The sequence below is a fragment of the Flavobacterium sedimenticola genome (genome assembly GCF_030053345.1).
Lineage (GTDB): Bacteria > Bacteroidota > Bacteroidia > Flavobacteriales > Flavobacteriaceae > Flavobacterium > Flavobacterium sedimenticola.
In genome coordinates this window covers 703,920-728,703 of record NZ_JASGBP010000001.1, presented here as the reverse complement: position 1 = coordinate 728,703, position 24,784 = coordinate 703,920, and the positions used below count along the sequence as shown (strand labels likewise).

The following is a 24,784-nucleotide window of genomic DNA, read 5'->3' as shown; positions in this document are numbered from 1 at the left end:
TGTTAAGTTTTCCGGATGTAAAGGTAAAGATAATACAAAATGCTTACATACACCACAAACTGAGTTAACCGTAATTTAATATGTTAACAATTTGGTAATGGTTTGCGAACAAAATCGTAATAGCGGTTTAACAAGACCTTTACAATGCGGTGGTTTCTTTGCACCAAAATTAAACAAGACAAAAATGAAACTTAAATTAATTGTTACTTTTTTACTGTTACACTTGGTCGGATGGGCTCAAAACAAAGGAACTGTGACCGGAATACTGACTGACAAAGACCTTAACAATGAGGCCCTGCCTTTCGCCAATGTAGTGATTAAAGGAACAACCATAGGTGTTACTACTGACGAAACCGGAAAATATTCCCTATCGGTAGAAGCCGGAACGTATACCATACAATTTAGCTTTTTGGGATACGAATCGATAGAAGAAAAAATTGAAGTGAAAGCCGGAGAAACGCTTACCATTAATAAAGCATTGGGTTCGGGCAGCTACCAGTTGCAGGATGTCGTAATTCAAAAAACTGTAAGCCGCGAAAGAGAATCGGTTTTAATGTTAGAGCAAAAGAATGCCGTGGAAATCAAACAAAGTATCGGTGCTCAGGAAATGCAACGCAAAGGGGTATCCACCGTAGAACAAGGAGTAGCTAAAATTTCGGGGGTTTCTAAAGTTGCCGACCGGGGAATTTTTATACGCGGTTTGGATGACCGTTATAATTATCTTCAAATTAACGGGTTGAACTTTATTCCTTCGGATCCGAACTTAAAAACGATTCCGTTAAGCTTTATTCCAACTGATATTGTTAGAAATATTGATGTTTTTAAAACTTTTAATTCGGGTTTGTACCAAGACTTTGCCGGAGCTTCATTGAACATTTGGACGAAAGATATCAGTTCAAAACCATACACTAAAGTGAGTATTTCAGCGGGATTCAACTCGATTACCACCTTTAAAGACTTCAAATCGGGCAGTGAAGGCGGCACTGATTTTTTCGGGTATAGTGGAAACAATAGAGCTCTACCGGGTGTTTTTGGTGAAAATGTTGCCCTAGGCTATCAGGCTTCTCCGGCGGAATCTAAAAATCTTTTCAACTCGTCCTGGTCGCCGGAACAAACTACAGCTCCTATGAGTATTGGAACCAGCATCACTAACTCGGATTCATTTGATTTATCTAACGACAGAAAAATTGGGTATATATTCAATGTAAACTTCAGCAACAACTACTTATCGCAAACGGGTGAAAGAAGAAACTTGAATTCAGAAGGAACCGCTTTTAAGGATTTTGATGTCGCTAATTCTAAATACTTTACTCAAAAATCTGCCTTGGCCAGTTTGAATTTTAAAAAACCCAATGCTTACAACTTCTTTTTCAACATTATCTACCTTCAAAACTCGGAGAGTACTATTGAAGAAATTCAAGGAGAAAACACCGATTTTATTACCATTGACCGACCATTTTTCTTAAGAGATACCAAATATGTTGAAAATACTTCTTTTGGAATCCAACAAGTAGGAACCTTGTATTTTAAAGATAAAAAGCACACTTTGGAGTACGGTATTGCAGCAACATTAGGAAAAAACAACATGCCGGATCGAAAAACTTTAATCGCTGAAGGGGTTGGTTCAGATGCTGACTTCGTAACTTTTAATGGCGCAAATCCGTTCCGATTCTACTCGATTTTAGACAATCTTAATGTTAACGGAAAAGCAGAATACGAAATAAAATTCGGTGGTGATGTAGATGGAAAATCGAAAAACAGTATACGATTTGGCTATGCCGGAGACATGACAAACTACGATTTTTTCAACCGAACCATCCGAGTGAATGGCGGCGGTAACTTGGCAGACACTACTATGGACACCAACAATCCACAAGCCTTTTTTGACACAAATTTTGATAATGGCAGTTTATATTACGCCAGCACTTCCGACCCAACTTATAACGTAAAAATTGCACAATTTATCAATGCCGGTTTTGTAAATTATAACCGAATTTGGGAAAAATTGACTTTGGACATCGGAGCTCGATTTGAATACATGTTCCGTGAGACTAAATCGAGAAAAGAAACCAGTACTGTTACTTCGCCTTTTGATGTACAGGTATATGACCCCATTGACTTTAGTCCGGTTCTCAACTTAAAATACGAGTTGAACGACAAATCCAACTTGCGTTTTACGGCTTCAAAAACATCTACAAAGCCCCGATTCCGTGAAATTTTGCCGTTTCGTTATCAAGACGGGGACGGAAACTTCAGCATCGGTAATCCGGATTTGAAGAACACTCAAAACTACAATGTAGATTTAAAATACGAGTTCTTCCCAACGCAAAGCAGCTTGGTGGCCGTAGCCATTTTCGGAAAGCATATTCAAGATCCGATCACACGTTTGTTAGAAGGAACCTCAACCGGTTTCTTAACCAAATTTGTGAACTTTGATGAAGCCAATTTATATGGCATTGAGTTAGAATCAAACTTTGGATTAGACGTAATTTTTGGTGAAAGCTTCTTTGCCCAAAGAACCTCTTTCGGTTTGAATACCATTTTCATGAAGTCGGAAGAAATTGCCGATAAAGCTAAATTTCCAAGAATTACTTCAACCGAACGTTCTTTACAAGGAGCTTCTGATTTTATTATCAACGCGGATATCGTGTATGACTTGATTAAAAACGAAAAAGTAGAATCCAAAGTATCATTCATTTACAATACATTCTCTGACAGAATCTATGCAGTTGGAACTGACGGTGCTTCGGATATCAAGCAAAAACCTATTGACATGTTGGATTTTACTTGGCGTAATACTTTCTCGAAAAAATATCAACTGAATTTAACGGTAAAAAACATCTTGAATGCCGAAATTTTGGCCACACAAGATCCAACGCGACCAATTGCTAACCCAAGTCAGTTCAGCAATGTAAACAATCGTTTAACGCAGGGTGTTAACGTAGGTTTAGAGTTCTCATATACTTTCTGATAAAGCTTAATATCACATACTAAAAAGAGAATCGTTGCGATTCTCTTTTTTATTGCATAACATTTTGTTTACAAATATTTCATTAGGCGGTAACCGTTAAATAACCATTGATTAACCTCTTTTGAAATTTGCGAATTTACTTTTGTAAAAACAATATAACATTAAAACATGAAAACAAATTTCTTAAAATTTATCGCTTTAGCAGCCTTAACTTTTACCTTCGGTTGTTCTTCTGACGAATCTAACGGAACAAATGTACCAAACCTGGAAGGGTCTGTTCTTCAAGGAAACATTACAACTGACTTAAACGTTCCTTCAGGAAATTACAATTTAAAAGGAGTTGTAGTAGTAAAAGCCGGTGCTACTTTAACTATTGAAGCGGGAACCACTTTTACAGTTTCTACAGCAGACCAAGCGGCAGGAACTAACTATTTACAAGTAGAGCAAGGTGGAAAATTAATTGCAAACGGCACTTCCTCGTCTCCAATTGTATTCACAGCGCAATCACAACAAATCGGTGCTTGGGGCGGAATCATCATCAACGGAAAAGCCAGAATTAACGTTGCCGGCGGTACCGAAATTGCTGAGGCTGGTGGTTTAATATACGGCGGTAACGATGACGCTGACAATTCAGGCTCATTAAAATATGTAAGAGTTGAATACGCTGGCGCGGCTATTACCGGAGGAACAGCAGAATACAATGCCTTTTCTTTCTTCGGAGTTGGCTCCGGTACAGTTTTAGAAAACTTACAAGCTTACAAGGGAGCCGATGATGCTTTTGAATTTTTTGGCGGATCTGTAAATGCAACAAATTTAGCTGCTTTTGGATGTGAGGATGATAATATCGACTGGGACAGAGGCTATAGAGGAAACTTGAGTAATATTTGGATTATCCAACCGGCTAATGGCGACTTTGGTTTTGAGTGCTCTAACTTACCTGTTGAATTTAATAGTTCTCCGAGAGCTAATCCAACTGTAACAAATGTAACCATAACAGGTTCAGGCAATGCCAACAAAGCTGCTTTCAACTTTAAAGAAGGAACAGCAGGGAATATTTCTAACGTAAAGGTAACAAATGTAGGCTACGGAGTAGATTTAAGAAATCAATTGGGTCAATTCCAAGACGGTTCATTAAAAATTAACAATGCCAGCATCTCATTCATCACAGCTCTAACTCGAAACGGAATATCCGGCGACACTACTAACATAGACAGTATTGTCAGTGTTAATGCCGGTGCTGTTGGAGCCAATACGGCACCTTTTACCTCAGGAACTTGGTTAAAGACACTTTAATATAATTCGTAAAAAAGCTAAAAACTCCTTCCTAACAAGAAGGAGTTTTTTTGGTACAATATTTGAAATATTTTTTATACATTTGTAATAACCAAATTAGAGTCATGGCTAAAAACTACTTTTTCACCATTTTATGTTCCCTTTTGTTTGCATCTGTGGCAATGGCACAGGACGTAAAACAACAAGGTGAGACTCTTGGTTTCTACCCTAATCCGGTGACTAACGGAAAAATCTATATTACTTCCAAAACAGCTGTAGACAAAGAAATTTTGATTTTTGATGTGTTAGGAAAAAAGGTTTTACAAACAACCCTCTCTTCTAAAGAGCTCAACATTTCTTCTATTCCTCCGGGCGTTTACATCATCAAAATTACGGAAGGAGATACTACGGCTACTAGAAAACTAATTGTCAGATAGTTAAAATTTGACATTTTAATCTAAATTTAATCTTTTTTTCACATTCTTTTTTCTCACAAAGAAAATTTGTGATTATATTTGTAGGCTAATTAATTTTAAAAAAATGAAAAAACTTTACACTTTATCTTTTTTGTTTCTTTCCGCAATCTGTTTTTCACAAACTGTTGTAATTACTAAAGTGGTTGACGGAACTTTAGCTTCTGACGGATGTTCAGGAGCAAGCGGTTCATCTAGCCCTAAAATTGTGGAAATGTATGTTTCAGGAACAATTGACTTTACAAACTACAGATTCCAAACAGAATCTAACGGAGCAATCGATGCTTCAGCCATTTCATGGAACGCAGGTTTTGACATGACACCATTTGGTTCACAAACTAATACTTTTCTTTATTTAGTTGTTGGAGCTGGAACACCTGCTACAGCTCAAACTTTTTCAGAAATGTACCCTGCTCTAACAGGCTCTAATGTCATCATATCAACAGGTGCTCCTAATGGAAATGGTAACGACGCATACAGAATAGCTATTTATGATGCTCCAACGGCAGGTAACCTTGTTTCAGTTGTAGACCAATTCGGAAACCCATTAGAGATTCCGGGCGGAACTTCTGACTATTCTGCTCCTTGGGCTTACCAAGACAGCTATGCAAGCAGAAATAATGGTGTTGGACCGAATGCAGGTAACTTTGTAACATCATCATTTACTTATGGTGGAAATGCCGCATTTGTTGCTCCCAATAACACTTGTGCTTACCTTATAAGTACTATCAACTTAGGCGCTTATACTTTAGGTGTAAACCAAAATGCAATCGCAGGTTTAAAAGTATATCCTAACCCGGTTTCAAACGGAGTTGTTTTTGTAGAAACTACCACTAACGCTGAGAAAAACATTGTTATCTATGATGTATTAGGAAAACAAGTTTTCAATACTACTACTGCTGATAACAACATCAATGTAAGCGCACTTAAAACAGGTGTGTATGTGGTAAAAATTACCGAAGAAGGTAAAACCGCTACTACGAAATTGGTGATTAAATAATCCCATTCCAATACTACTAAAAAGCTCTGACGAAAGTTGGAGCTTTTTTATTTTCCTTACTTTTGCACAAAATACCGACTTTGATTCATCCGCTAGACATATTTACCATTGCCTCCCACAAGCAGTTTGAAAAAATCGCATTGAAAGTGTTTCGGTACCAATACGAAAACAATCATGTCTATCGAGAGTTTTGTGACTTTCTGAATACCGATGTTCAAAAAGTAAAATCACTACCCCAAATCCCATTTCTGCCGATACAGTTTTTTAAAAGCCATACTGTAGTTTCTAATACCGATGCGGTTCAAGAAACCTTTACCAGCAGCGGAACGACCGGGATGATTACCAGCAAACATTTGGTCACCGATGTTTCACTCTACGAACAAAGCTATCGCTTGGCCTTTTCGGAATTCTACGGCAATATCGAAGACTACGCGGTTTTGGCGTTGCTTCCATCCTATTTAGAACGGAGCGGCTCGTCACTGATTTATATGGTCAAAGATTTAATCGAATTGTCCAACAACGAACACAGCGGCTTTTACCTGCACAACTACGACGAACTGATTGCGAAATTAATGGAACTCGACAACTCCGGTCAAAACGTAATACTGATTGGGGTGACCTATGCGTTGTTGGATCTTATTGAAAAACAAAAATTCCAACTCAAAAACACCATCATCATGGAAACCGGCGGCATGAAAGGCCAACGCAAAGAAATGATTCGCGAAGAACTGCATCAAATCCTCTGCGATGGGTTTGGAGTACCGCGTATTCACTCGGAATACGGGATGACCGAATTGCTCTCCCAAGCCTATTCCTTAGGCCATGGGATTTTTGAGTGCCCGAGCTGGATGCATATCTTAATCCGCGATACCGAAGACGCCCTGAGTTATGTCGATTACGGCAAAACCGGCGGCGTAAACATCATCGACTTGGCCAACCTCAACTCGTGTTCCTTTATCGCCACGCAAGATTTGGGCAAAAAACAACCCAATAATTCTTTCGAAATATTGGGCCGCTTTGATAATTCTGATATTCGAGGTTGTAACCTGATGGTTATATAACCTTAATTAAGTAATAATGCTTCTTGCCTTTTTGCAACATCAAAAACTGACCGTTAATAAGATCTTTTTCGGTAATGATATAATCCGCCGTCACTTTTTCTTTATTCAACGAAATGGCATTTTGTTGCAACTCGCGTCGTGCCTCACTGTTCGAGGGTAAAAACCCGGTCTTTGCCGAAAGCGCCGCAATCATATCCAACCCATTTTCTAAATCAGCTTTAGCTACTTCCGCCTTCGATACACCCTCAAACACCTCCAAAAACGTTTGGGTATCCAACTTTTTCAAATCGTCCATAGTTGGACTGAAAAAAGCACCCGATGCAAAAATGGCTTTGTCCAACTCCTCTCTACCATGCACAAAAGTGGTTACCTCTTCGGCCAAACGCTTTTGCAACACGCGCAAATGCGGTGCCGTGTGATGTTCGGCTATCAAAGCATCAATGGTGTCTTTATCTAAGAACGTGAAAATCTTAATGTATTTTTCGGCGTCCACATCGGTCGTATTCAACCAAAACTGGTAAAACTTGTATACCGAAGTTTTATCGGCCGTCAACCACACATTCCCGCCTTCCGATTTCCCGAATTTAGAACCATCAGCTTTGGTAATTAACGGACACGTCATGGCATACGCCTTCGCGCCTTCGCCGTTCATTCGGCGCACCAACTCAGTTCCCGTGGTAATATTACCCCATTGGTCACTACCACCCATCTGTAATAAACAGTGGTGCGTTTTGTATAAATGATGAAAATCGTACCCTTGAATCAACTGATACGTAAACTCCGTAAAACTCATCCCCTCACCGCTTTCGCCACTCAACCGTTTCTTCACCGAATCCTTCGCCATCATATAGTTTACGGTAATTCGTTTTCCCACATCACGCGCAAAATGGATAAACGAAAAATCCTTCATCCAATCGTAATTGTTGACCAAAATCGGCGCATTAGCGGCAGTCGAATTAAAATCTAAAAAGCGGGACAACACAGCTTTGATTCCGGCTACATTTTTCTCCAGCGTGGCTTCGTCTAACAAATTACGCTCGTCCGATTTCCCCGAAGGATCGCCAATCATACCCGTAGCACCGCCCACCAAAGCAATCGGTTTGTGACCAAAACGCTCCAAATGCACCAACAAAATAATCGGCACCAAACTCCCAATATGCAACGAATCACTCGTCGGGTCAAACCCAATATAGGTCGTGGTCATTTCTTTCAACAATTGTTCCTCCGTTCCCGGCATCATATCGTGCACCAAACCGCGCCATTGCAATTCTGCTACTAAATTTCTCATCGTGTAATCAAATTTGCGCAAATATAATGAGAATTGATTATTTAGGAGCGAAAGGTTCGGGATTTATCAGTGGTCCGTGTTCCTGCTGTCCGCACTACCTGCCTGCCCACAGGCAGGCAGGGTAGTTGGCTCCCATCAGGGCTAAAAGAGGAAACGTTTGGCATACTTTTTCTCTGATCTGATAGGCTAAAAATCTAACAATCTAATTATCTTTACCAAATGATTTTAGTCACAGGCGGAACAGGTTTGGTCGGAGCGCATTTGCTGTTACAAGTAACCGCAAGCGAGTCCCAAGTTCGCGCCTTGTTCCGAACCGAAAAAAGCATCGCCAAAACCAAAGCGCTGTTCCAACGCTACGATAAGGAAGCCCAATTTGAAAAAATCCAGTGGGTACAAGGCGATATCATCGATATTCCGTCTTTAGAAAAAGCCTTTTCCGGAATCACTTACGTGTACCATTGCGCCGCACTAATTTCGTATGATCCCAAAGACGAAGACCGACTCCGCAAAATCAATATCGAAGGTACCGCCAATATGGTAAATTTGAGTTTGGATTTCGGCATTCAAAAATTCTGTCACGTCAGTTCCATTGCCGCTTTGGGCGATGTAAAACCCAACGAAACCACCATCAACGAAACCACCGAATGGAACCCCGAAGTGTTTCACAGCGATTATGCCATCTCCAAATACGGCGCCGAAATGGAAATTTGGCGTGGCCAACAAGAAGGACTGAATGTAATAATTGTGAATCCCGGTGTTATTTTCGGAGCCGGATTTAACCATCAGGGCAGTGGCGTATTTTTCTCCAAAGTCAAAAAAGGCTTTCCCTTTTACACTCACGGCAGCACCGGTTTTGTTAGCGTTACCGATGTGGTTACCGTGATGATTGCTTTAATGAACAGCTCCGTCAGCGGCGAACGTTTCGCTTTAGTGGCCGAAAACCTGACCTTCAAAGAAGTAATTTACGAAATCGCAAAACACTATGGTGTAAAACCGCCTACTTTCGAAGCCAAACCCTGGCTATTGGCTATAGCCTGGCGCCTCGATTGGTTAACTTCAACATTCTTCGGAACCAAAAGAAGATTGTCTAAATACAGTGCTAACGCCCTATTCTCAACCGATATGATTTCGAATCAAAAAATAAAAAATCCCGAGATTTCGGGATTGCATTTTGACTTTCAAAACATAACGGAAGTAATTCAAGAGGTCATCAACAAAGAATCATAGCGATTACTGCACTTGCGGCACATCGGGATTCACAGGTGTTGGTGTTATGGTTGCGCTACCTCCTGTTTTTTTAATTTCATCATCCAATCGCTTTTTTACCGTCTCAAACATTTTTTTGTAGGCTTCGACATCAGTGGCGTAATACTTATTACTTTCCGACAATTGGGTGCTGTCAATCTTGTACTTTTTGTAAATAAAGGCGTTGGCACTTTTGTTGCTGATGCCGCCCCCAATATTCTGCGACTTAATCGCCTCCAGCAAAGACAAATCATATAAGATGTCAATCATCTTGTCTTTGGCAATCAAATTCTTTGGCTTTTCAATGGCTTTCTCGCAACTCATCAGCAGCAAAAAGAATCCCAAAACGAAACAAACTTTTCTCATACTTTTACTTTATCTGTTAAACAACAACCGTTGTCCGACAGGTGTTTCTTTGACTTTAAAATTATGATACACCAATTGACCGTTTACAAAAGTATGGGTGACTCTCGAGGTAAATGTATACCCTTCAAAAGGCGACCATCCGCATTGCGCCAGGATGTTTTCCTTTTTCACATTCCACGGTAAATTAGGATTCACCAAAACCAAATCGGCATAGTAGCCTTCTCGGATAAATCCGCGTTTTTCGATTTTAAAAATCTTCGCCGGATTGTGACACATTTTTTCTACGATGCGTTCGACCGAAATTTTTCCCTGATGGTGTGCTTCAAACAAAGCCACTACAGCATGTTGCACCAAAGGGCCGCCCGATGGCGCTTTGAGATAGTTTTGACTTTTCTCCTCCAAGGTATGCGGGGCATGGTCGGTAGCAATCACATCGATACGGTCATCCAGCAAGGCTTCCCACAAGGCCGCTCTGTCGTTGGCCGTTTTAACCGCCGGATTCCACTTAATTAGATTGCCTTTGGTTTTATAATCGGCATCCGTAAACCACAAGTGATGGATACACACTTCGGCCGTAATTTGTTTTTCTTCCAGCGGAATGGCATTGGTAAACAGCTCCATTTCTTTGGCGGTCGATAAATGAAAGACGTGCAAACGGGCACCTGTTTTTTTAGCCAGGGCAATCGCTTTGGAAGACGACAAATAACAGGCTTCTTCACTGCGGATTAAATGATGGCAATCGACCGGAATGTCATCGCCGAATTGTAATTTATAACGCTCTAAATTGGCTTTAATGGTGGCTTCATCTTCACAATGAACCGCAATGAGCATTTTGGTAGAAGAAAATATTTTTTCTAAAGCTTCTTCATTATCCACCAACATATTCCCGGTAGAAGAACCCAAGAACAATTTGATTCCGGCTACGTTACGCGGATTGGTTTTTAACAGTTCTTCCAAGTTGTCATTCGTACCGCCCATCATGAACGAATAATTGGCATAAGCCGTTTTTGCCGCTATTTGGTACTTGTCCTCCAACAATTCCTGAGTCACGGCATTGGGAACCGTATTGGGTTGCTCAATAAAAGAAGTGATTCCGCCGGCTACGGCTGCGCGGCTTTCACTGGCAATCGTTCCTTTGTGTGTTAAACCGGGTTCACGGAAATGAACTTGATCGTCGATAGCACCGGGAATCAAATAATTACCCTCGGCATCAATAATGTTACAATCGGATGATTTCGCACTAATACTGGAAGCGATTTCGGAAATAAACTCGTTTTCAATCAAAACATCGCCTTCCGTAATCTTTCCCTCATTGACAATTTTGGCATTCTTAATTAAAACGGTATTCATAGTTGTGTCGTTATAAACGGTTTAAAAATTTCCGGAATCGGAGCGAAATTACGCCAAAGATGGCTTCTTTAATAATAGCACCACTCATTTTGGATTGGCCTTTGGTTCTGTCGGTAAAAATGACCGGCACTTCCTTAATTTTAAAGTTTTTGGCAAATGCACGGTACTTCATTTCGATTTGGAATGCATAGCCCACAAACTTGATGGCATCTAAATTGATTTTCTCCAATACTTCTCTCTGATAACATATAAATCCGGCGGTGGCATCCATAATTTTCATGCCGGTAATCATACGCACATACACCGAAGCAAAATAGGATAACAAAACACGGCTCAAAGGCCAATTCACCACATTAACCCCGGTAACGTAACGCGAGCCTATGGCCAAATCGGCCCCATCGTCATGACACGCGGCATACAATCGCTCTAAATCATTTGGGTTATGAGAGAAATCGGCATCCATTTCAAAAATATACTGATAATCGTTTTGAAGCGCCCATTTGAAGCCGTGAACGTAAGCCGTTCCTAAACCCGATTTCTTCTTTCGGATAGCCAAAAACAAACGATTGTCAAACTCCTTTTGTAACTCAATCACTTTATCTGCCGTTTTATCAGGCGAATTGTCATCCACAATTAAAACATGAAATGATTTGGGCAAGGCAAAAACAGCACGAAGAATGCTTTCGATGTTCTCGATTTCGTTGTAGGTAGGAATAATGACAATAGCGTCGCTCATAAAAAAGATACTTCGATGCAAAAATAAACTTTTTATCACTCGAGCCTCTTAATAATTTTATAATAATTTAGCCGGTAAAAATTAGTATTTTTGCGCCAATGATGACAGAAATTGTTTTACAGCCAAGGGTTTTAGAAGCAAAAGATTGGGCCACTTTTCTTTTCCTCTTTGCGTTTGTCTTAATAGCCATTACCCGTACGGCGTTTGAAACAAGGTTCAATGACTTCCTGAAAATTTTAGTATCCGACAAATACATCAAAGTGTATAAAGACACTTCCCATTTAATGAGTGGCTTTACCGTTCTGCTGTTTATTGTTCAGGTAATTTCCTTTTCCTTTTTCATCCAGCTTGTTTTAGCGCATTTCGGGCATGTATCTAAAACCGATTGGGTGCTTTTTATACGGATTTTTACGTTTTTCGGTGTTTTTGTCCTGTCAAAGTTTCTGATTGAAAAAATTATTGCCACGACTTTCAACATCGAAGAATTCACAGAACAGTTCAATTTACAGAAAGTAAGCTACAGAACGTTTATCGGCTTGCTTCTGCTCCCGGTAAACATCTATCTTTTTTATAACAATAATTCATCAAATGTTTTGATTTTTTGCGTTATTGGTGTGATTTTAATAATAAACTTGTTTTCTTACTTTGTTTCCTTGAAAATTTATCAAAACTTACTACTGAGTAAACTGTTTTATTTTATTTTGTATCTTTGCGCACTTGAAATAGCGCCCTACTATTTTATATATTATTTGATTACAAAAAATTTAGCACATTAAAATGTCAAATTTGAAAGTGAAAACAATTCTGGTGTCACAACCGGAACCCAAAGTCGAGAATTCGCCTTATTTTGAACTGCAACAAAAACACAAAGTAAAAGTTGATTTTCGCTCGTTTATACATGTAGAAGGCGTTAGTGCAAAAGATGTGAGAGCTCAAAAAATAGACCTCAATAACTTTACCGCTATCATCTTAACCAGTCGAAATTCAGTAGATCACTTTTTTAGGGTAGCAGAAGAAATGCGTTATAAAGTACCGGAAGACTTAAAATACTTTTGCCAATCGGAAGCCATCGCCTTTTACCTGCAAAAATATGTGGTATACCGAAAACGTAAAATTTATGTCGGCCAAAAAGATTTTGTCGATTTATCGCCACTGATTAAAAAATACAAAGACGAAAAGTTCCTTTTGCCTGCGTCGGACCAATTAAATTATGACGTACCGCAAACCCTGAACAACTTAAAAGTAGATTGGACACAAGCTACTTTCTACAAGACGGTTATGAGTGACTTGTCTGATTTAGCCGATGTGTACTACGATGTGTTGGCTTTTTTCAGTCCAACCGGAATCAAATCATTGTTTAAAAACTTCCCTGATTTTAAACAAAACAACACCCGTATTGCCGTTTTTGGAAGCACTACTCAAAAAGAAGCGTTGGAGCACGGCCTGCGAATTGATATATTGGCACCAACACCCGAAACACCTTCCATGACTATGGCTTTGGAAAAATACATTGCCGATGCCAACAAAGGAAAGTAATCGTTACTTATTACAAAACATAAAAAAGCCATTCAATTTGAATGGCTTTTTCTTTGGTTAGATTAGTTGGAATTATAATTGCGGCCCGGCTTTAACCAAGCTTTGACCTTGTTCATTATCGGTATATTGTACAAAGTTTTTGATAAAACGAGACGCTAAATCGGTAGCTTTGTCTTGCCAATCTTGAGCATTCTCATAGGTATCTCTCGGATCTAAGATAGCCGAATTCACATCGTGTAAGGCTGTTGGCACGGTCAAATTGAATACCGGAATAGTTTTGGTTTGGGCTTTTTCAATGGAACCATCTAGGATTGCATCAATAATCGCGCGCGTGTCTTTAATCGAAATGCGTTTCCCCGTTCCGTTCCATCCCGTGTTTACCATATAAGCAGTCGCGTGATGCTCCTCCATTTTCTTAACCAATTCCTCTCCGTATTTGGTAGGATGTAACGTCAAAAAGGCTTTCCCGAAACAAGCCGAAAAAGTAGGTTCCGGTTGCGTTACACCTCTTTCGGTTCCGGCTAATTTGGCCGTAAATCCGGAAAGGAAATAGTATTGTGTTTGCTCCGGAGTTAATTTAGAAACCGGCGGCATTACTCCGAAAGCATCTGCGGTTAAAAAGATTACTTTGGTTGCGTGTCCGGCTTTCGAAACCGGTTTAACTATATTGTGAATGTGATAAATCGGGTACGAAACACGCGTGTTTTGCGTTACCGAACCATCTTTGAAATCAATCACACCATCGGCATCAACCGTTACATTTTCCAATAGCGCATCTCTTTTGATAGCCCCATAAATATCCGGTTCGTTTTCTTTACTTAAATCGATAGTTTTGGCATAACAACCGCCTTCAAAATTGAAAACGCCTTCATTATCCCAACCGTGCTCATCGTCTCCGATTAATTCACGTTTTGGGTCGGTAGACAAAGTGGTTTTTCCTGTACCGGATAATCCGAAGAAAACTGCCACATCACCGTCTTTCCCTTTATTGGCCGAACAGTGCATCGACGCAATTCCTTGCAACGGCAAGTAGTAATTCATCATGGCAAACATGCCTTTTTTCATTTCGCCACCGTACCAAGTACCGCCAATTAACTGCATTTTTTCGGTTAAATTAAAGGCAATGTAAACCTCAGAATTTAATCCGTGAGCAGCGTAGTCCTTGAAAGACGTTTTAGAACCGTTCATCACAATAAAATCAGGTTCCCCAAAATGAGCCAACTCTTCTGCCGTCGGACGGATGAACATGTTGGTCACAAAATGCGCCTGCCACGCTACTTCCATAATAAAGCGTACTTTCAAACGGGTATTTTCATTAGCCCCACAAAAAGCATCTACCACGTATAATTTTTTTCCTGAAAGTTGATCCGCAGTGGTTGTCTTTAACGCTTCCCAGGTATGTTGAGAAATCGGTTTGTTATCATTGGCAGCCTTATCTGAATTCCACCAAATGGTATTTTCGGTAACCGCATCTTTTACAATGTATTTGTCCTTTGGAGAACGTCCGGTGAATACGCCGGTCATTACATTTACAGCGCCTAATTCGGTTAATTGTCCTTTTTCATATCCGGTTAAATTCGGATTTAATTCGTCGTTGTATAATTTTTCAAAGGAAGGATTGTGGATGATTTCTTGAACGTCTTTGATTCCGTATTTTTCCAACGAAATCGATTTCGTAATTTGAGCGTAGTTCTCCATAAAATTTAGTTTGTGTTGTATTATGAATGAGGCAACAAAGGTAAAAATTATATTGTCAGAAAGTATTTTTTTTAGCAAAATATTATTTTTGACGCTTCACCATTTGACGCAATAAAATCATCCATCCCACTATTAACAAGGTTCCGCCTATAGGCGTAATGATACCCAATGGTTTAAAGTCGATTCCCGTAATGGTTTTTGTGGCCAACAAATAAATCGACCCCGAAAAGAAAATCACGCCCAAAAGAATCGCATTAAAAACCATTTTCTTGGCTTTTTCATCCACCGCAACCGTAAGCCCCAAAAACAATAAAAACAAGGCGTGGTACATTTGGTATTTCACACCGGTTTCAAAAGTAATCAACGCCTCGGACGATAAATGCTGCTTCAACGCATGCGCTCCGAAAGCACCTAAAATAATAGCCGTAACACCCAATAAAAGCGCCGTAATCGTAATTTTTCTTTCCATGAGAACTCATTTAAAATACAAAACCACAAATTTATCCGTTATCTTTTTAGAAATAAAGAAATTTCACTTTTCTTTTGGTCAGCCATTTTTGTTAAAACTTTATATTTGCACCTTATTTTATTTCCATGAAACGATTACTGTTATGTTTAGGCACAGCTTTTTTGTTGAGCGCATTTGCGCCTCAAAGCAACCCTGCCATCAAAGCCGGCGAAAAATTAGTGTATGCCGGTTCCTATAATATGAGCGGTTTAATGACACAATTGGCACAGGTTACCATGAGTACCGAAACGGTGGCTACTTCCAAAAACACCTATCTGCATTTAAGCTGCGAATTGTCTACTTACAGCAAATGGGATTCTTTCTTTAAGATTAGAGACATTTACGAATCCTATGTAAATCCGACCAATCTGAAGCCAAGTTTATATAAAAGAAGCATCGACGAAGGCGGGTATACCAAAAAAGAAAAATACACCTTTAAAGGAAACACGGTGAACAGTACCGTAAAAAAAAGAAACCGTCCCGAAACCCAAAAAACGTTTACCATCGGTGGCTCAACGCAAGATGTAATTTCAATGTTGTACAAAGTACGTACGCTCGATTTCAGCAAAATGAAAGAAGGCCAAACACAATCGCTCATGATTGTTTTTGATGAAAAACAAGTTCCGGTTACCCTCAAATATATGGGTAAGGAAACCGTTAATGCCGGAAACTTAGGCCAAAAACCGTGTTACAAAATTTCTATCGGTGCTAAAACCGATGCGCTCCGCGGTAAAGACAAAAACCTGATTTGGCTGACAGCCGATGCTAAAAAAATTCCGGCCTTACTCAAATTCAGTATTCCGGTCGGAACCGGACAATTAGTATTAACCTCAGCTACCGGAATATAACCCTTTTATGAGAAAACTGTTTTTAATTTTAAGTTGTATTTTCGGTGTGTTGGGTATAGTTTTCACAGCATTGCCTATGGACACGTTAGCGTTTCTTCCTATCGGACTCGCTTTGGTTTTCGGTTTGCTGACGTTGGTCAAATCGGAAGACCATCAAAAAAAAATACCTAAAGTAGTTTTGTTTATCGGAGCCTTGTGTTCCGCTGTGGTATTGGGAAAAACACTTTTAATTAAAGACGAAGTGGCCACCGATACTCAATTTGAACAACAAAAAATGGAAACCAAAAAAGAAGCCCAAAAAGAGCTTGAAGAACTCGAAGGGTTAGAATAACACCAAGCGCATCTCCTCCGATGCGCTTTTTTTGTGGAATCAAATTCATACCTTTACGGCCAACAACAAACAAACGCATGAGACATATCCTAATCATCGGTGCCGGTCGTTCCGCATCGTCCTTAATACAATACCTCTTAAACAAATCCTACGAAGAAAATATACACCTTACCCTAGGCGATTTGTCTTTGGAATTGGCGCAACGCAAAACCAACAACCATCCAAACGCCACGGCTATTGCACTCGACATTAACAACGCAGCCCAACGTCAAGCCGAAATCCAAAAAGCCGACATCGTCATCTCGATGCTGCCGGCGCACATGCATATTGAAGTCGCCAAAGATTGTGTGACGTTCCGAAAAAACATGGTCACGGCCTCTTACGTTTCCGACGCTATGCAAAGTCTGGATGCCGAAGTGAAAGCCAAAGGCTTGATTTTTATGAACGAAATAGGACTCGACCCGGGAATCGATCACATGAGTGCCATGAAAGTCATCGACGAGATTAAAGCCAAAGGCGGCAAGATGATTTTATTCGAATCGTTCTGCGGCGGTTTAGTAGCGCCCGAAAGCGACACCAATTTGTGGAACTACAAATTCACTTGGGCACCGCGTAATGTGGTTTTAGCCGGTCAGGGCGGCGCTTCCAAATTCATCCAAGAAGGCAAATACAAATACATCCCGTACCACAAACTGTTCCGCAGAACGGAGTTCTTGGAAGTGGAAGGTTACGGCAAATTTGAAGGCTACGCCAACCGCGATTCGCTCAAATACCGCAGCGTATACGGCTTAGACGACGTACTCACGTTGTACCGCGGCACCATTCGTCGCGTAGGGTTCTCGAAAGCCTGGAATATGTTTGTACAATTGGGTATGACCGATGATACCTATGTGATGGAAGACTCGGAAAACATGAGCTACCGCGATTTCATCAATTCGTTCCTGCCCTATTCGCCAACCGATTCGGTGGAAATCAAAACCCGATTGCAATTGGGCATCGAACAAGACGACATCATGTGGGACAAACTGCTCGAACTCGATTTGTTTAACCCCAATAAAAAGGTCGGACTTAAAAATGCCACACCGGCGCAAATTCTCGAACGCATCCTCAACGACAGTTGGTCGCTCCAACCCGAAGACAAAGACATGATTGTGATGTACCACAAATTCGGGTACGAAATTAACGGCGAGCGCAAGCAAATCGACTCCAAAATGGTTTGCATCGGCGACGACCAAACCTATACCGCCATGGCTAAAACCGTAGGGTTACCGGTGGCTATGGCGACCCTACAAATCCTCAACGGCAACATCAAAACACCGGGCGTACAACTGCCCATCCGTCCCGAAGTATACAACCCCATCTTAAAAGAATTGGAAACCTTCGGCGTGATTTTCAAAGAAACCGAAATGCCGTATATCGGCTACAATCCGGACCGATTGTTAGGAAATTAACAAAGTAGCTGAGAAACTGAGTTGCTGATATACTTGGAAGCGAATGGCTCGGGCATTTTTGGCAGGGTAATTCCTGCTGTCCGTTTTACTCCGTGCCACTCCCATCAGGGCTAAAGAGGTTTCCGTTTTCTTTTCAGCGGGCAATAGTATAAAACCAAAATCTTAACCGATTTTGGTTTTTTTATTTTAAATATAAAGTAAATTACTATTTTTACTTTAAAGTTTTAAACTATGAAAATTAACCAGCTACAAATAGAGATAGACGGCATCGACAAAGAAATCCTGCGCGACCTCATGGAAGATGCCCGAAAACCCATTTTACAAATCGCCAACAAAATCGGAATTTCCGGTGCAGCCATTCACCAACGCCTGCGCAAACTCGAAGAGGCCGGCGTTATTTCGGGCTCCAAATTTGTGATTGACAACAAAGTCTTAGGTTACAAAACCATGGCGTTTATCGGGATTTACCTCGACAAAGCCTCGAGCAACTCCGATGCCGTGCGCGAACTCAAAAAAATTCCCGAAGTGTTAGAATGCCACTACACTACCGGCAACTGGAGTATTCTCATCAAAATCATTTGCCGCGACAACGAACATTTGATGCAATTGCTCAACAAAAAAATCCAACCCATTCAAGGTGTTTCGAGAACGGAGACTTTTATTTCGTTAGAGCAACAGTTGGAACGTCAGATTCAACTTTAGTTGAAAGTTGCGGGTTGCGAGTTACGGGTTTAAAGTTGCTGGGTTCGTCGGTTCGAGTGGTTTTCACGGAACGCAGTGGAGTGAAAATTGTATCGAGAACCTTTGCTCACAAGTACACTTATTGCTTCTCTCTAGCCCCGAGTGAAGAGGTTACCGCGTAACCCGAAAAGCGGGAAAACGGACCACTGATAAAGCCCGAGCCATTCCGCTCCCAAATAAAAAACCCGCTACTTTCGTAACGGGTTGTTTTTATTCGTCTCGGGAACCTCCGAATACTTGCAGCGCCCAATACAAGAGCGAAGCCAGCGCTCCGATAGCGGCCACCACATAGGTACGGGCAGCCCATTTTAAAGCGTCTTCGGCACCGGCATATTCTTGCTGACTCACCATATTTTTATTTTTTAACCAAGCCAAAGCACGGTTACTGGCGTCGTACTCCACTGGCAGCGTAATAAAACTAAACGCAGTGGCAATAGCCATCAAAACCAATCCGGCTACGGCGATGTAAAAGCCCAAGCCTAAACCGGCGGCGGCTCCTAAAATTAACCCTCCGATAATCAACCATTGTGACATGCCCGAAGCGATGTTCACAATAGGAACCAGTTGCGAGCGCAACTGCAACATATTATACGCTGTGGCGTGTTGCACAGCGTGTCCGCACTCGTGCGCCGCCACGGCAGCGGCGGCAGCATTTCGTTGGTTGTACACCCCTTCACTCAAGTTCACCGTTTTGTCGGTTGGGTTGTAATGGTCTGTTAATTGTCCCGGGGTGGAAATCACTTTAACGTCATAAATCCCGTGATCGTTCAGCATTTGTGTGGCGATTTCGGCACCACTCATACCATTGCGTAAATGCAAATGCGAATATTCGTCAAACTTGCTCTTCAGCTTGGAACTTACCGCAAAGCTGACCAAAGCAATCAATCCGATTAAAATATAATAGCCTAACATAATTTTATATTTAAGTTTAGTAAAAGCCTAACAAAGTGTACGCCAAACCAAAACGAATGACAGCTTGTCATTACAACAAGGTCACACCGAACACAAAACGGTTGTTCCCCGATTCGCCGATGTTGTTGAGCACGCTACCGTATTCCGAATCGTATCGGCCACGAGTGATGGCAAATTCATAGCCGGCGTTTACTTTGACTTGTAAATTGGATTTTTTAAACAAATACAAAGAAACCGACGGTCCTACGTACAACATTTGATTGGTAAAATTTACGTGACCGCTGTTGTTGTCGGGATCTAAATCGTTTAAATCAATCGTGTTGTCTTTGGAGTAAATATCGTATTGACTCCCTATATAGGCTAAGGATAGTCCGGTTGTAAAGGCGAATTTTTCTTGGTTCACCACGTTGTAATGCACACGCAAACGGGTATTGAAACCGCGGTATTTCATTTCGTTGTTGTTTTCCTCGGGCTTGGCAAACAAGACACCAAACTCGATATCGCCCGAATAGTGTGGGGCAAAGTAATTCAATCCGAAAGTGAGTTCGGGGATAAAACTGTCGAGTTCCGGTAAGTTGGCGTTGCGTAGTTTTTTGTTGAGATTGAAGTTGTCGTTGATGTTTCCGGTGAATCCGAAATAACCGTCGAGTTTGATTTTCTTGGTTTGGGTCGAATCGGTTGTCTTTTCTTGGCTGAAACCGATAAAAAAGGAGAGTAGCAGTAGGGATAAAATAGTGTTTTTCATGATGATTGATTTACAATTTAATTCAAAAATAAAAAGAGAACAAAACCGCTGCTGTAGGTTTAACTTTTTATTGACAAATGGAGAAAGAAAGCATAGAAAGGGAAAAGGGATTAGGGACAAGTAACTCAACTCATCCCTAATCCCTTTTGATATCCCTTTTATGGATTAGCCCACCAAATTGATGATTTTGCCGGGAACGATAATCACTTTATTGGGGGTTCTGCCTTGCAGTTGCTGTTGGGTGCGTTCGTCGGCCATGACGATTTCCTCAATTTGCGCAGCGGTTAAATCGAGCGGCAACTTGATGGTAAAGCGCATTTTTCCGTTAAACGATACCGGGTATTCCTTTTCGGATTCCACCAAGTATTTTTCTTCAAAAACGGGGAATGCCACGGTGGCAATCGACCCTTGATGGCCCAATTGTTCCCACAATTCTTCGGCGATATGCGGCGCATAAGGCGACACGATGATGGCCAACGGTTCTAAGATGGCACGATGGCGGCATTTTTGCTGCGCCAACTCGTTTACGCAAATCATAAACTGCGACACCGAGGTATTAAACGAGAAGTTCTCGATGTCTTCCGTCACTTTTTTGATGGTTTTGTGGAGTGTTTTGTACATGTCGGCCGTTGGCTCGTCGTTGGTCACTATCAAACCGTTATCGTCAAAATACAAACGCCACAGTTTTTTTAAGAAGCCCGATACTCCGGTGATTCCGGCAGTATTCCAAGGTTTAGCTTGTTCGAGCGGCCCGAGGAACATTTCGTATAAACGCAAGGTATCGGCGCCGTATTGTTCACAGATATCGTCGGGATTCACCACGTTGTATTTGGATTTCGACATTTTTTCGACTTCGCGTCCTACGATGTATTTGCCGTTTTCTAAAATGAATTCAGCATCCTTATAGTCGGAATACAACGGATGATTTTTGAAAGCGTCGATGTCTAATTCGTTGGTGATGTCGTTGATGACAGACAAATCAACATGAATTGGGTGTACTTTTTCACCGGCAATCAATCCTTTTGAATATAATTTTTTGGAATCTTCAGAACGATACACAAACGCACTCATCCCCAAAATCATGCCCTGATTGATCAACTTTTTAAACGGTTCTTCCGTTGGCGCAAAACCTTTGTCTTTTAGGAATTTATTCCAAAAACGCGAGTACAACAAATGCCCGGTGGCATGTTCGCTTCCGCCGATGTATAAATCGACGTTTTCCCAGTATTTTAGCGCATCGGCTGAGGCAAACTCGGTGTCGTTGTGCGCGTCCATATAGCGCATCCAATACCAGGAGCTGCCGGCCCAACCCGGCATAGTGTTAAGTTCTAAAGGAAATATGGTTTTGTGGTCAATCAACTGATTACTGACTACTGAACACTGCACACTGTCCCACGCCCAATGGGTGGCGTTGCCCAATGGCGGTTGGCCGTCTTCGGTGGGCAAATACTTTTCTACTTCCGGTAAAACAATAGGCAAGTATTTCGAGTCAATCATTTGCGGCAAGCCGTTTACGTAATATACCGGGAACGGTTCGCCCCAATAGCGTTGGCGGGAGAACACCGCATCGCGCAAACGGTAATTGGTTTTGCCTTTCCCCTGCCCGATTTGCTCTAACGCTTCGATGGCTTTTTGAGTGCCTTCTTTGTAGCCTAAACCGTTCAAGAAATCGGAATTCACCAATTCGAAACCGTCTTTGGCGGCAAAGGCTTCTTGCGAAATATCCTGATTGAAAATATTTTTGATTTCAGGCATGCCGTTTTGTCCTTTGAAGAAATTGGCAAAAGCGTAATCTCTTTCATCGCCGCAAGGCACGGCCATTACGGCACCGGTGCCGTAACCGGCTAACACGTAATCACCTATCCAAACCGGAATGGGCTCTTTGGTAAACGGATGCTCGGCATAGGCGCCGGTAAACACCCCGGATATGGTTTTCACATCGGCCATACGATCGCGCTCCGAACGTTTGGCAGTAGCTTCCACGTACGCGTCAACGGCTGCTTTTTGCTCCGGCGTAGTAATCTGAGACACCAATTCGTGCTCGGGCGCTAAAGTCATAAACGTAACGCCGAAGATGGTGTCGGGGCGTGTGGTAAAAACGTCGATAAAAAGTTCCGAGTTGCGGGTTGCGGGTTGCGGGTTTTGAACTTTAAACTTCACCATGGCACCAACCGATTTTCCAATCCAATTGCGTTGTGATTCTTTGATGGATTCGCTCCAGTCGATGGTGTCTAAGCCTTGCAATAAACGTTCGGCATAAGCGGAAATGCGCATGGACCATTGGGTCATTTTTTTGCGAATCACCGGATGCCCGCCGCGTTCGGAAACACCGTTAACGATTTCGTCGTTGGCCAATACGGTACCCAGAGCCGGACACCAGTTTACTTCGGTCTCGGCCAAATAGGTCAATCGATATTTTAAGAGAATTTGTTGCTTTTTTTCTTCGGAATACGCATTCCAATCGGACGGAAAAAAGATTTCGGTATCGTCGTCGCACACGGCTTTAACAGTGGCGTTTCCGGCTTTTTGGAAAATTGAGATTAATTCGGATATGTCTTCGGCCTTATCGGTTTCGAGGTTGTACCACGAATTGAAGAGTTGGATAAAAATCCATTGCGTGTGTTTGTAATAATCGGGATTAGAGGTGCGCACTTCGCGACTCCAATCGAAGGAAAACCCAATTTTATCCAACTGCTCGCGGTACCGGGCAATGTTTTCACGGGTGGTTTTTTCGGGATGTTGCCCGGTTTGGATGGCGTATTGTTCGGCCGGCAACCCAAACGAATCATAGCCTTGCGGATGCAACACATTAAAGCCTTTGTGACGCTTGTAGCGCGCTACGATATCGGACGCAATGTACCCCAGCGGATGCCCAACGTGTAAACCGGCTCCCGAGGGATACGGAAACATGTCGAGGACGTAATACTTGGGTTTATCCGATTGATTGGTAGCGGCAAAGGTTTGGTTTTGTGCCCAATAGTGTTGCCATTTGGCTTCGATTTTTTCGTGATGGTATTTCATTCGTCGTTTATATTGTTTTTTATCGGTCTCATGCAGTCGCTCTTGCGAGCTCGAGTCATTCTTATAAAGGTTCTAAGGCACTGAGGCGCTAAGGTTCTGTGGTTTTTGATTCGTTTACTTTCTAGCCCCGATTGGAGAGGTTACCTCCGACACTTCGGAGTAACCCGGAAAGCGGGAAAATGGCCGGCTGAAACGGCCCGAACCATTCGCTTCCCAAACTAAATTGGGGACAAGCCTAAAATTTCAGCGGCAAATTTACGTTTATTATAATAAAGTTAAAAGTTTGCGCGTTATAAAGGAGAAAAACAATTTTCTTTATTATTTTTACCGCTTAAAATCCCGCTTATGTCATCGTCATTTGAAAAGTTTCAGAAACGCAGAGTGATTACCTCCTATTTCTCGGTGGTGTTGAGTATCTTTTTAGTGCTGTTTTTATTGGGGACCTTAGGGCTGTTTGTGATTAATTCCAAACGCTTGTCCGATAATTTCAAGGAAGAGATTGCGATGACGGTCTTTTTTAAAAGCGAAGCGACCGACTCGGTAACGACGGCCTTTAACGAAGAATTAAAAACCGCCAAATTTGCCAAAAGGTTTGAATATGTTTCGAAAGAAAAAGCAGCCGAGCAACACAAAAAAGTAATTGGCGAAGATTTTATGCAGTTTTTGGGGGTGAATCCGTTGCAGAATTCGTTTGATATTTACCTGAAAGCCGATTATGTCAACAATACGGAACTGACTAAAATTGAGAACCGTTTGCGTAAAAACGATATGATTGCCGATGTGGTATATGACAAGCAATTGGTGACTCTGGTGAACGACAACATCAACAATATCAGCATGTGGATTTTGGTGGTGAGCGGTGTGTTTGCCTTGATTTCGGTATTGCTCATTAACAGTTCGTTGCGGTTGTCTATTTACTCCAATCGCTTTATCATTAAGACCATGCAAATGGTGGGTGCAACCAAATCGTTTATCCGTAAACCATTCATTAAAACCAATGTGATCTTAGGTTTTGTGGGTGCGGTTTTAGCCATTTTAGCGTTAATTGGCATGTTGTTGTACATTCAAACGAACTTCCCGAATCTGGGCATTATGGAGGACCAATTGGCCATCAGCATTGTGTTGTTGGGCGTATTGGTTTTGGGAATTGTAATTACTTGGATTAGTACCTTCCTGGCCACGCAACGTTTCCTGAATTTGAGAACCGACGACTTGTATTAGTCAAAAACTT

The 24,784-nt window shown here is 41.5% G+C and carries 22 protein-coding genes; 13 read left to right on the top strand and 9 right to left on the bottom strand.

Translation table 11 applies throughout. The features are described 5' to 3' along the window. Positions 1-184: 184 nt before the first annotated feature. The 5 genes from QHT84_RS03315 to QHT84_RS03295 all read left to right on the top strand — a co-directional run bounded on the left by QHT84_RS03315 (position 185) and on the right by QHT84_RS03295 (position 6,777). A complete protein-coding gene (locus tag QHT84_RS03315; RefSeq protein WP_283238114.1) occupies positions 185-2,971 on the top strand; it encodes a TonB-dependent receptor in 2,787 nt (928 codons plus the stop codon). A gap of 168 nt (positions 2,972-3,139) precedes the next feature. After that, a complete protein-coding gene (locus QHT84_RS03310) occupies positions 3,140-4,264 on the top strand; it encodes a hypothetical protein (RefSeq protein ID WP_283238113.1) in 1,125 nt (374 codons plus the stop codon). A 104-nt stretch (positions 4,265-4,368) separates the two neighbouring features. Beyond that, positions 4,369-4,680, top strand: coding sequence for a T9SS type A sorting domain-containing protein (locus tag QHT84_RS03305; protein WP_283238112.1), 312 nt, complete (start codon positions 4,369-4,371; stop codon positions 4,678-4,680). Positions 4,681-4,783: 103 nt separating this feature from the next. Continuing rightward, positions 4,784-5,716 (top strand): T9SS type A sorting domain-containing protein, encoded by a 933-nt coding sequence (locus tag QHT84_RS03300; protein WP_283238111.1) that lies wholly within the window; start codon positions 4,784-4,786, stop codon positions 5,714-5,716. Between the two features lie 80 nt (positions 5,717-5,796). After that, positions 5,797-6,777, top strand: a complete 981-nt coding sequence (locus QHT84_RS03295; protein WP_283238110.1) for a LuxE/PaaK family acyltransferase — start codon at positions 5,797-5,799, stop codon at positions 6,775-6,777. On the opposite strand, the gene tyrS is transcribed toward QHT84_RS03295, so the two are convergent. Further along, on the bottom strand, positions 6,770-8,065 hold the full coding sequence (tyrS, locus tag QHT84_RS03290) for a tyrosine--tRNA ligase (protein ID WP_283238109.1): 1,296 nt from the start codon (positions 8,063-8,065) through the stop codon (positions 6,770-6,772). The genes QHT84_RS03295 and tyrS overlap by 8 nt on opposite strands. Before the next feature lie 219 nt (positions 8,066-8,284). Here tyrS and QHT84_RS03285 point away from each other — a divergent pair, with 219 nt between their 5' ends. Next, on the top strand, positions 8,285-9,292 hold the full coding sequence (locus tag QHT84_RS03285) for an NAD-dependent epimerase/dehydratase family protein (protein WP_283238108.1): 1,008 nt from the start codon (positions 8,285-8,287) through the stop codon (positions 9,290-9,292). Positions 9,293-9,295: 3 nt separating this feature from the next. On the opposite strand, the gene QHT84_RS03280 is transcribed toward QHT84_RS03285, so the two are convergent. From QHT84_RS03280 to QHT84_RS03270, 3 genes are read right to left on the bottom strand one after another with little or no spacing between them, the layout of a single operon-like run. Then, complete coding sequence (locus QHT84_RS03280) at positions 9,296-9,676, bottom strand: DUF4296 domain-containing protein (protein ID WP_283238107.1); 381 nt, start codon at positions 9,674-9,676, stop codon at positions 9,296-9,298. Positions 9,677-9,685: 9 nt separating this feature from the next. Further along, positions 9,686-11,026, bottom strand: a complete 1,341-nt coding sequence (locus QHT84_RS03275; RefSeq protein WP_283238106.1) for a dihydroorotase — start codon at positions 11,024-11,026, stop codon at positions 9,686-9,688. Positions 11,027-11,036: 10 nt separating this feature from the next. After that, on the bottom strand, positions 11,037-11,762 hold the full coding sequence (locus QHT84_RS03270) for a polyprenol monophosphomannose synthase (protein ID WP_283238105.1): 726 nt from the start codon (positions 11,760-11,762) through the stop codon (positions 11,037-11,039). Positions 11,763-11,860: 98 nt separating this feature from the next. Between QHT84_RS03270 and QHT84_RS03265 the strand changes: the two genes are divergently transcribed. Both QHT84_RS03265 and QHT84_RS03260 read left to right on the top strand, forming a co-directional pair. Continuing rightward, positions 11,861-12,538, top strand: a complete 678-nt coding sequence (locus QHT84_RS03265) for a DUF4271 domain-containing protein (protein ID WP_321169569.1) — start codon at positions 11,861-11,863, stop codon at positions 12,536-12,538. Between the two features lie 10 nt (positions 12,539-12,548). Further along, on the top strand, positions 12,549-13,298 hold the full coding sequence (locus tag QHT84_RS03260; protein WP_283238312.1) for a uroporphyrinogen-III synthase: 750 nt from the start codon (positions 12,549-12,551) through the stop codon (positions 13,296-13,298). Positions 13,299-13,370: 72 nt separating this feature from the next. Here the strand turns inward: QHT84_RS03260 and pckA are convergent, their stop codons facing one another. Both pckA and QHT84_RS03250 read right to left on the bottom strand, forming a co-directional pair. Beyond that, entirely contained in the window at positions 13,371-14,996 is a 1,626-nt protein-coding gene (gene pckA / locus QHT84_RS03255) for a phosphoenolpyruvate carboxykinase (ATP) (protein ID WP_283238104.1), read from the bottom strand. Between the two features lie 82 nt (positions 14,997-15,078). After that, a complete protein-coding gene (locus QHT84_RS03250) occupies positions 15,079-15,465 on the bottom strand; it encodes a DUF423 domain-containing protein (RefSeq protein WP_283238103.1) in 387 nt (128 codons plus the stop codon). Positions 15,466-15,590: 125 nt separating this feature from the next. Between QHT84_RS03250 and QHT84_RS03245 the strand changes: the two genes are divergently transcribed. From QHT84_RS03245 to QHT84_RS03230, 4 genes are all read left to right on the top strand, one after another. Further along, entirely contained in the window at positions 15,591-16,352 is a 762-nt protein-coding gene (locus QHT84_RS03245) for a DUF3108 domain-containing protein (protein WP_283238102.1), read from the top strand. A 7-nt stretch (positions 16,353-16,359) separates the two neighbouring features. Continuing rightward, the gene (locus tag QHT84_RS03240; RefSeq protein ID WP_283238101.1) at positions 16,360-16,683 is read left to right on the top strand and encodes a hypothetical protein; all 324 of its coding nucleotides are present in this window, start codon (positions 16,360-16,362) and stop codon (positions 16,681-16,683) included. A 77-nt stretch (positions 16,684-16,760) separates the two neighbouring features. Next, positions 16,761-18,134, top strand: a complete 1,374-nt coding sequence (locus QHT84_RS03235; RefSeq protein ID WP_283238100.1) for a saccharopine dehydrogenase family protein — start codon at positions 16,761-16,763, stop codon at positions 18,132-18,134. Positions 18,135-18,365: 231 nt separating this feature from the next. Beyond that, complete coding sequence (locus tag QHT84_RS03230; protein WP_283238099.1) at positions 18,366-18,836, top strand: Lrp/AsnC family transcriptional regulator; 471 nt, start codon at positions 18,366-18,368, stop codon at positions 18,834-18,836. A 249-nt stretch (positions 18,837-19,085) separates the two neighbouring features. Here the strand turns inward: QHT84_RS03230 and QHT84_RS03225 are convergent, their stop codons facing one another. From QHT84_RS03225 to leuS, 3 genes are all read right to left on the bottom strand, one after another. Continuing rightward, entirely contained in the window at positions 19,086-19,787 is a 702-nt protein-coding gene (locus tag QHT84_RS03225; RefSeq protein ID WP_283238098.1) for a zinc metallopeptidase, read from the bottom strand. Positions 19,788-19,857: 70 nt separating this feature from the next. Further along, complete coding sequence (locus QHT84_RS03220) at positions 19,858-20,532, bottom strand: hypothetical protein (RefSeq protein WP_283238097.1); 675 nt, start codon at positions 20,530-20,532, stop codon at positions 19,858-19,860. A gap of 165 nt (positions 20,533-20,697) precedes the next feature. Then, a complete protein-coding gene (leuS, locus tag QHT84_RS03215) occupies positions 20,698-23,553 on the bottom strand; it encodes a leucine--tRNA ligase (RefSeq protein ID WP_283238096.1) in 2,856 nt (951 codons plus the stop codon). A gap of 345 nt (positions 23,554-23,898) precedes the next feature. On the opposite strand from leuS, the gene QHT84_RS03210 reads away from it, so the two are divergent. Then, complete coding sequence (locus QHT84_RS03210; RefSeq protein WP_283238095.1) at positions 23,899-24,774, top strand: cell division protein FtsX; 876 nt, start codon at positions 23,899-23,901, stop codon at positions 24,772-24,774. Positions 24,775-24,784: the final 10 nt, after the last annotated feature.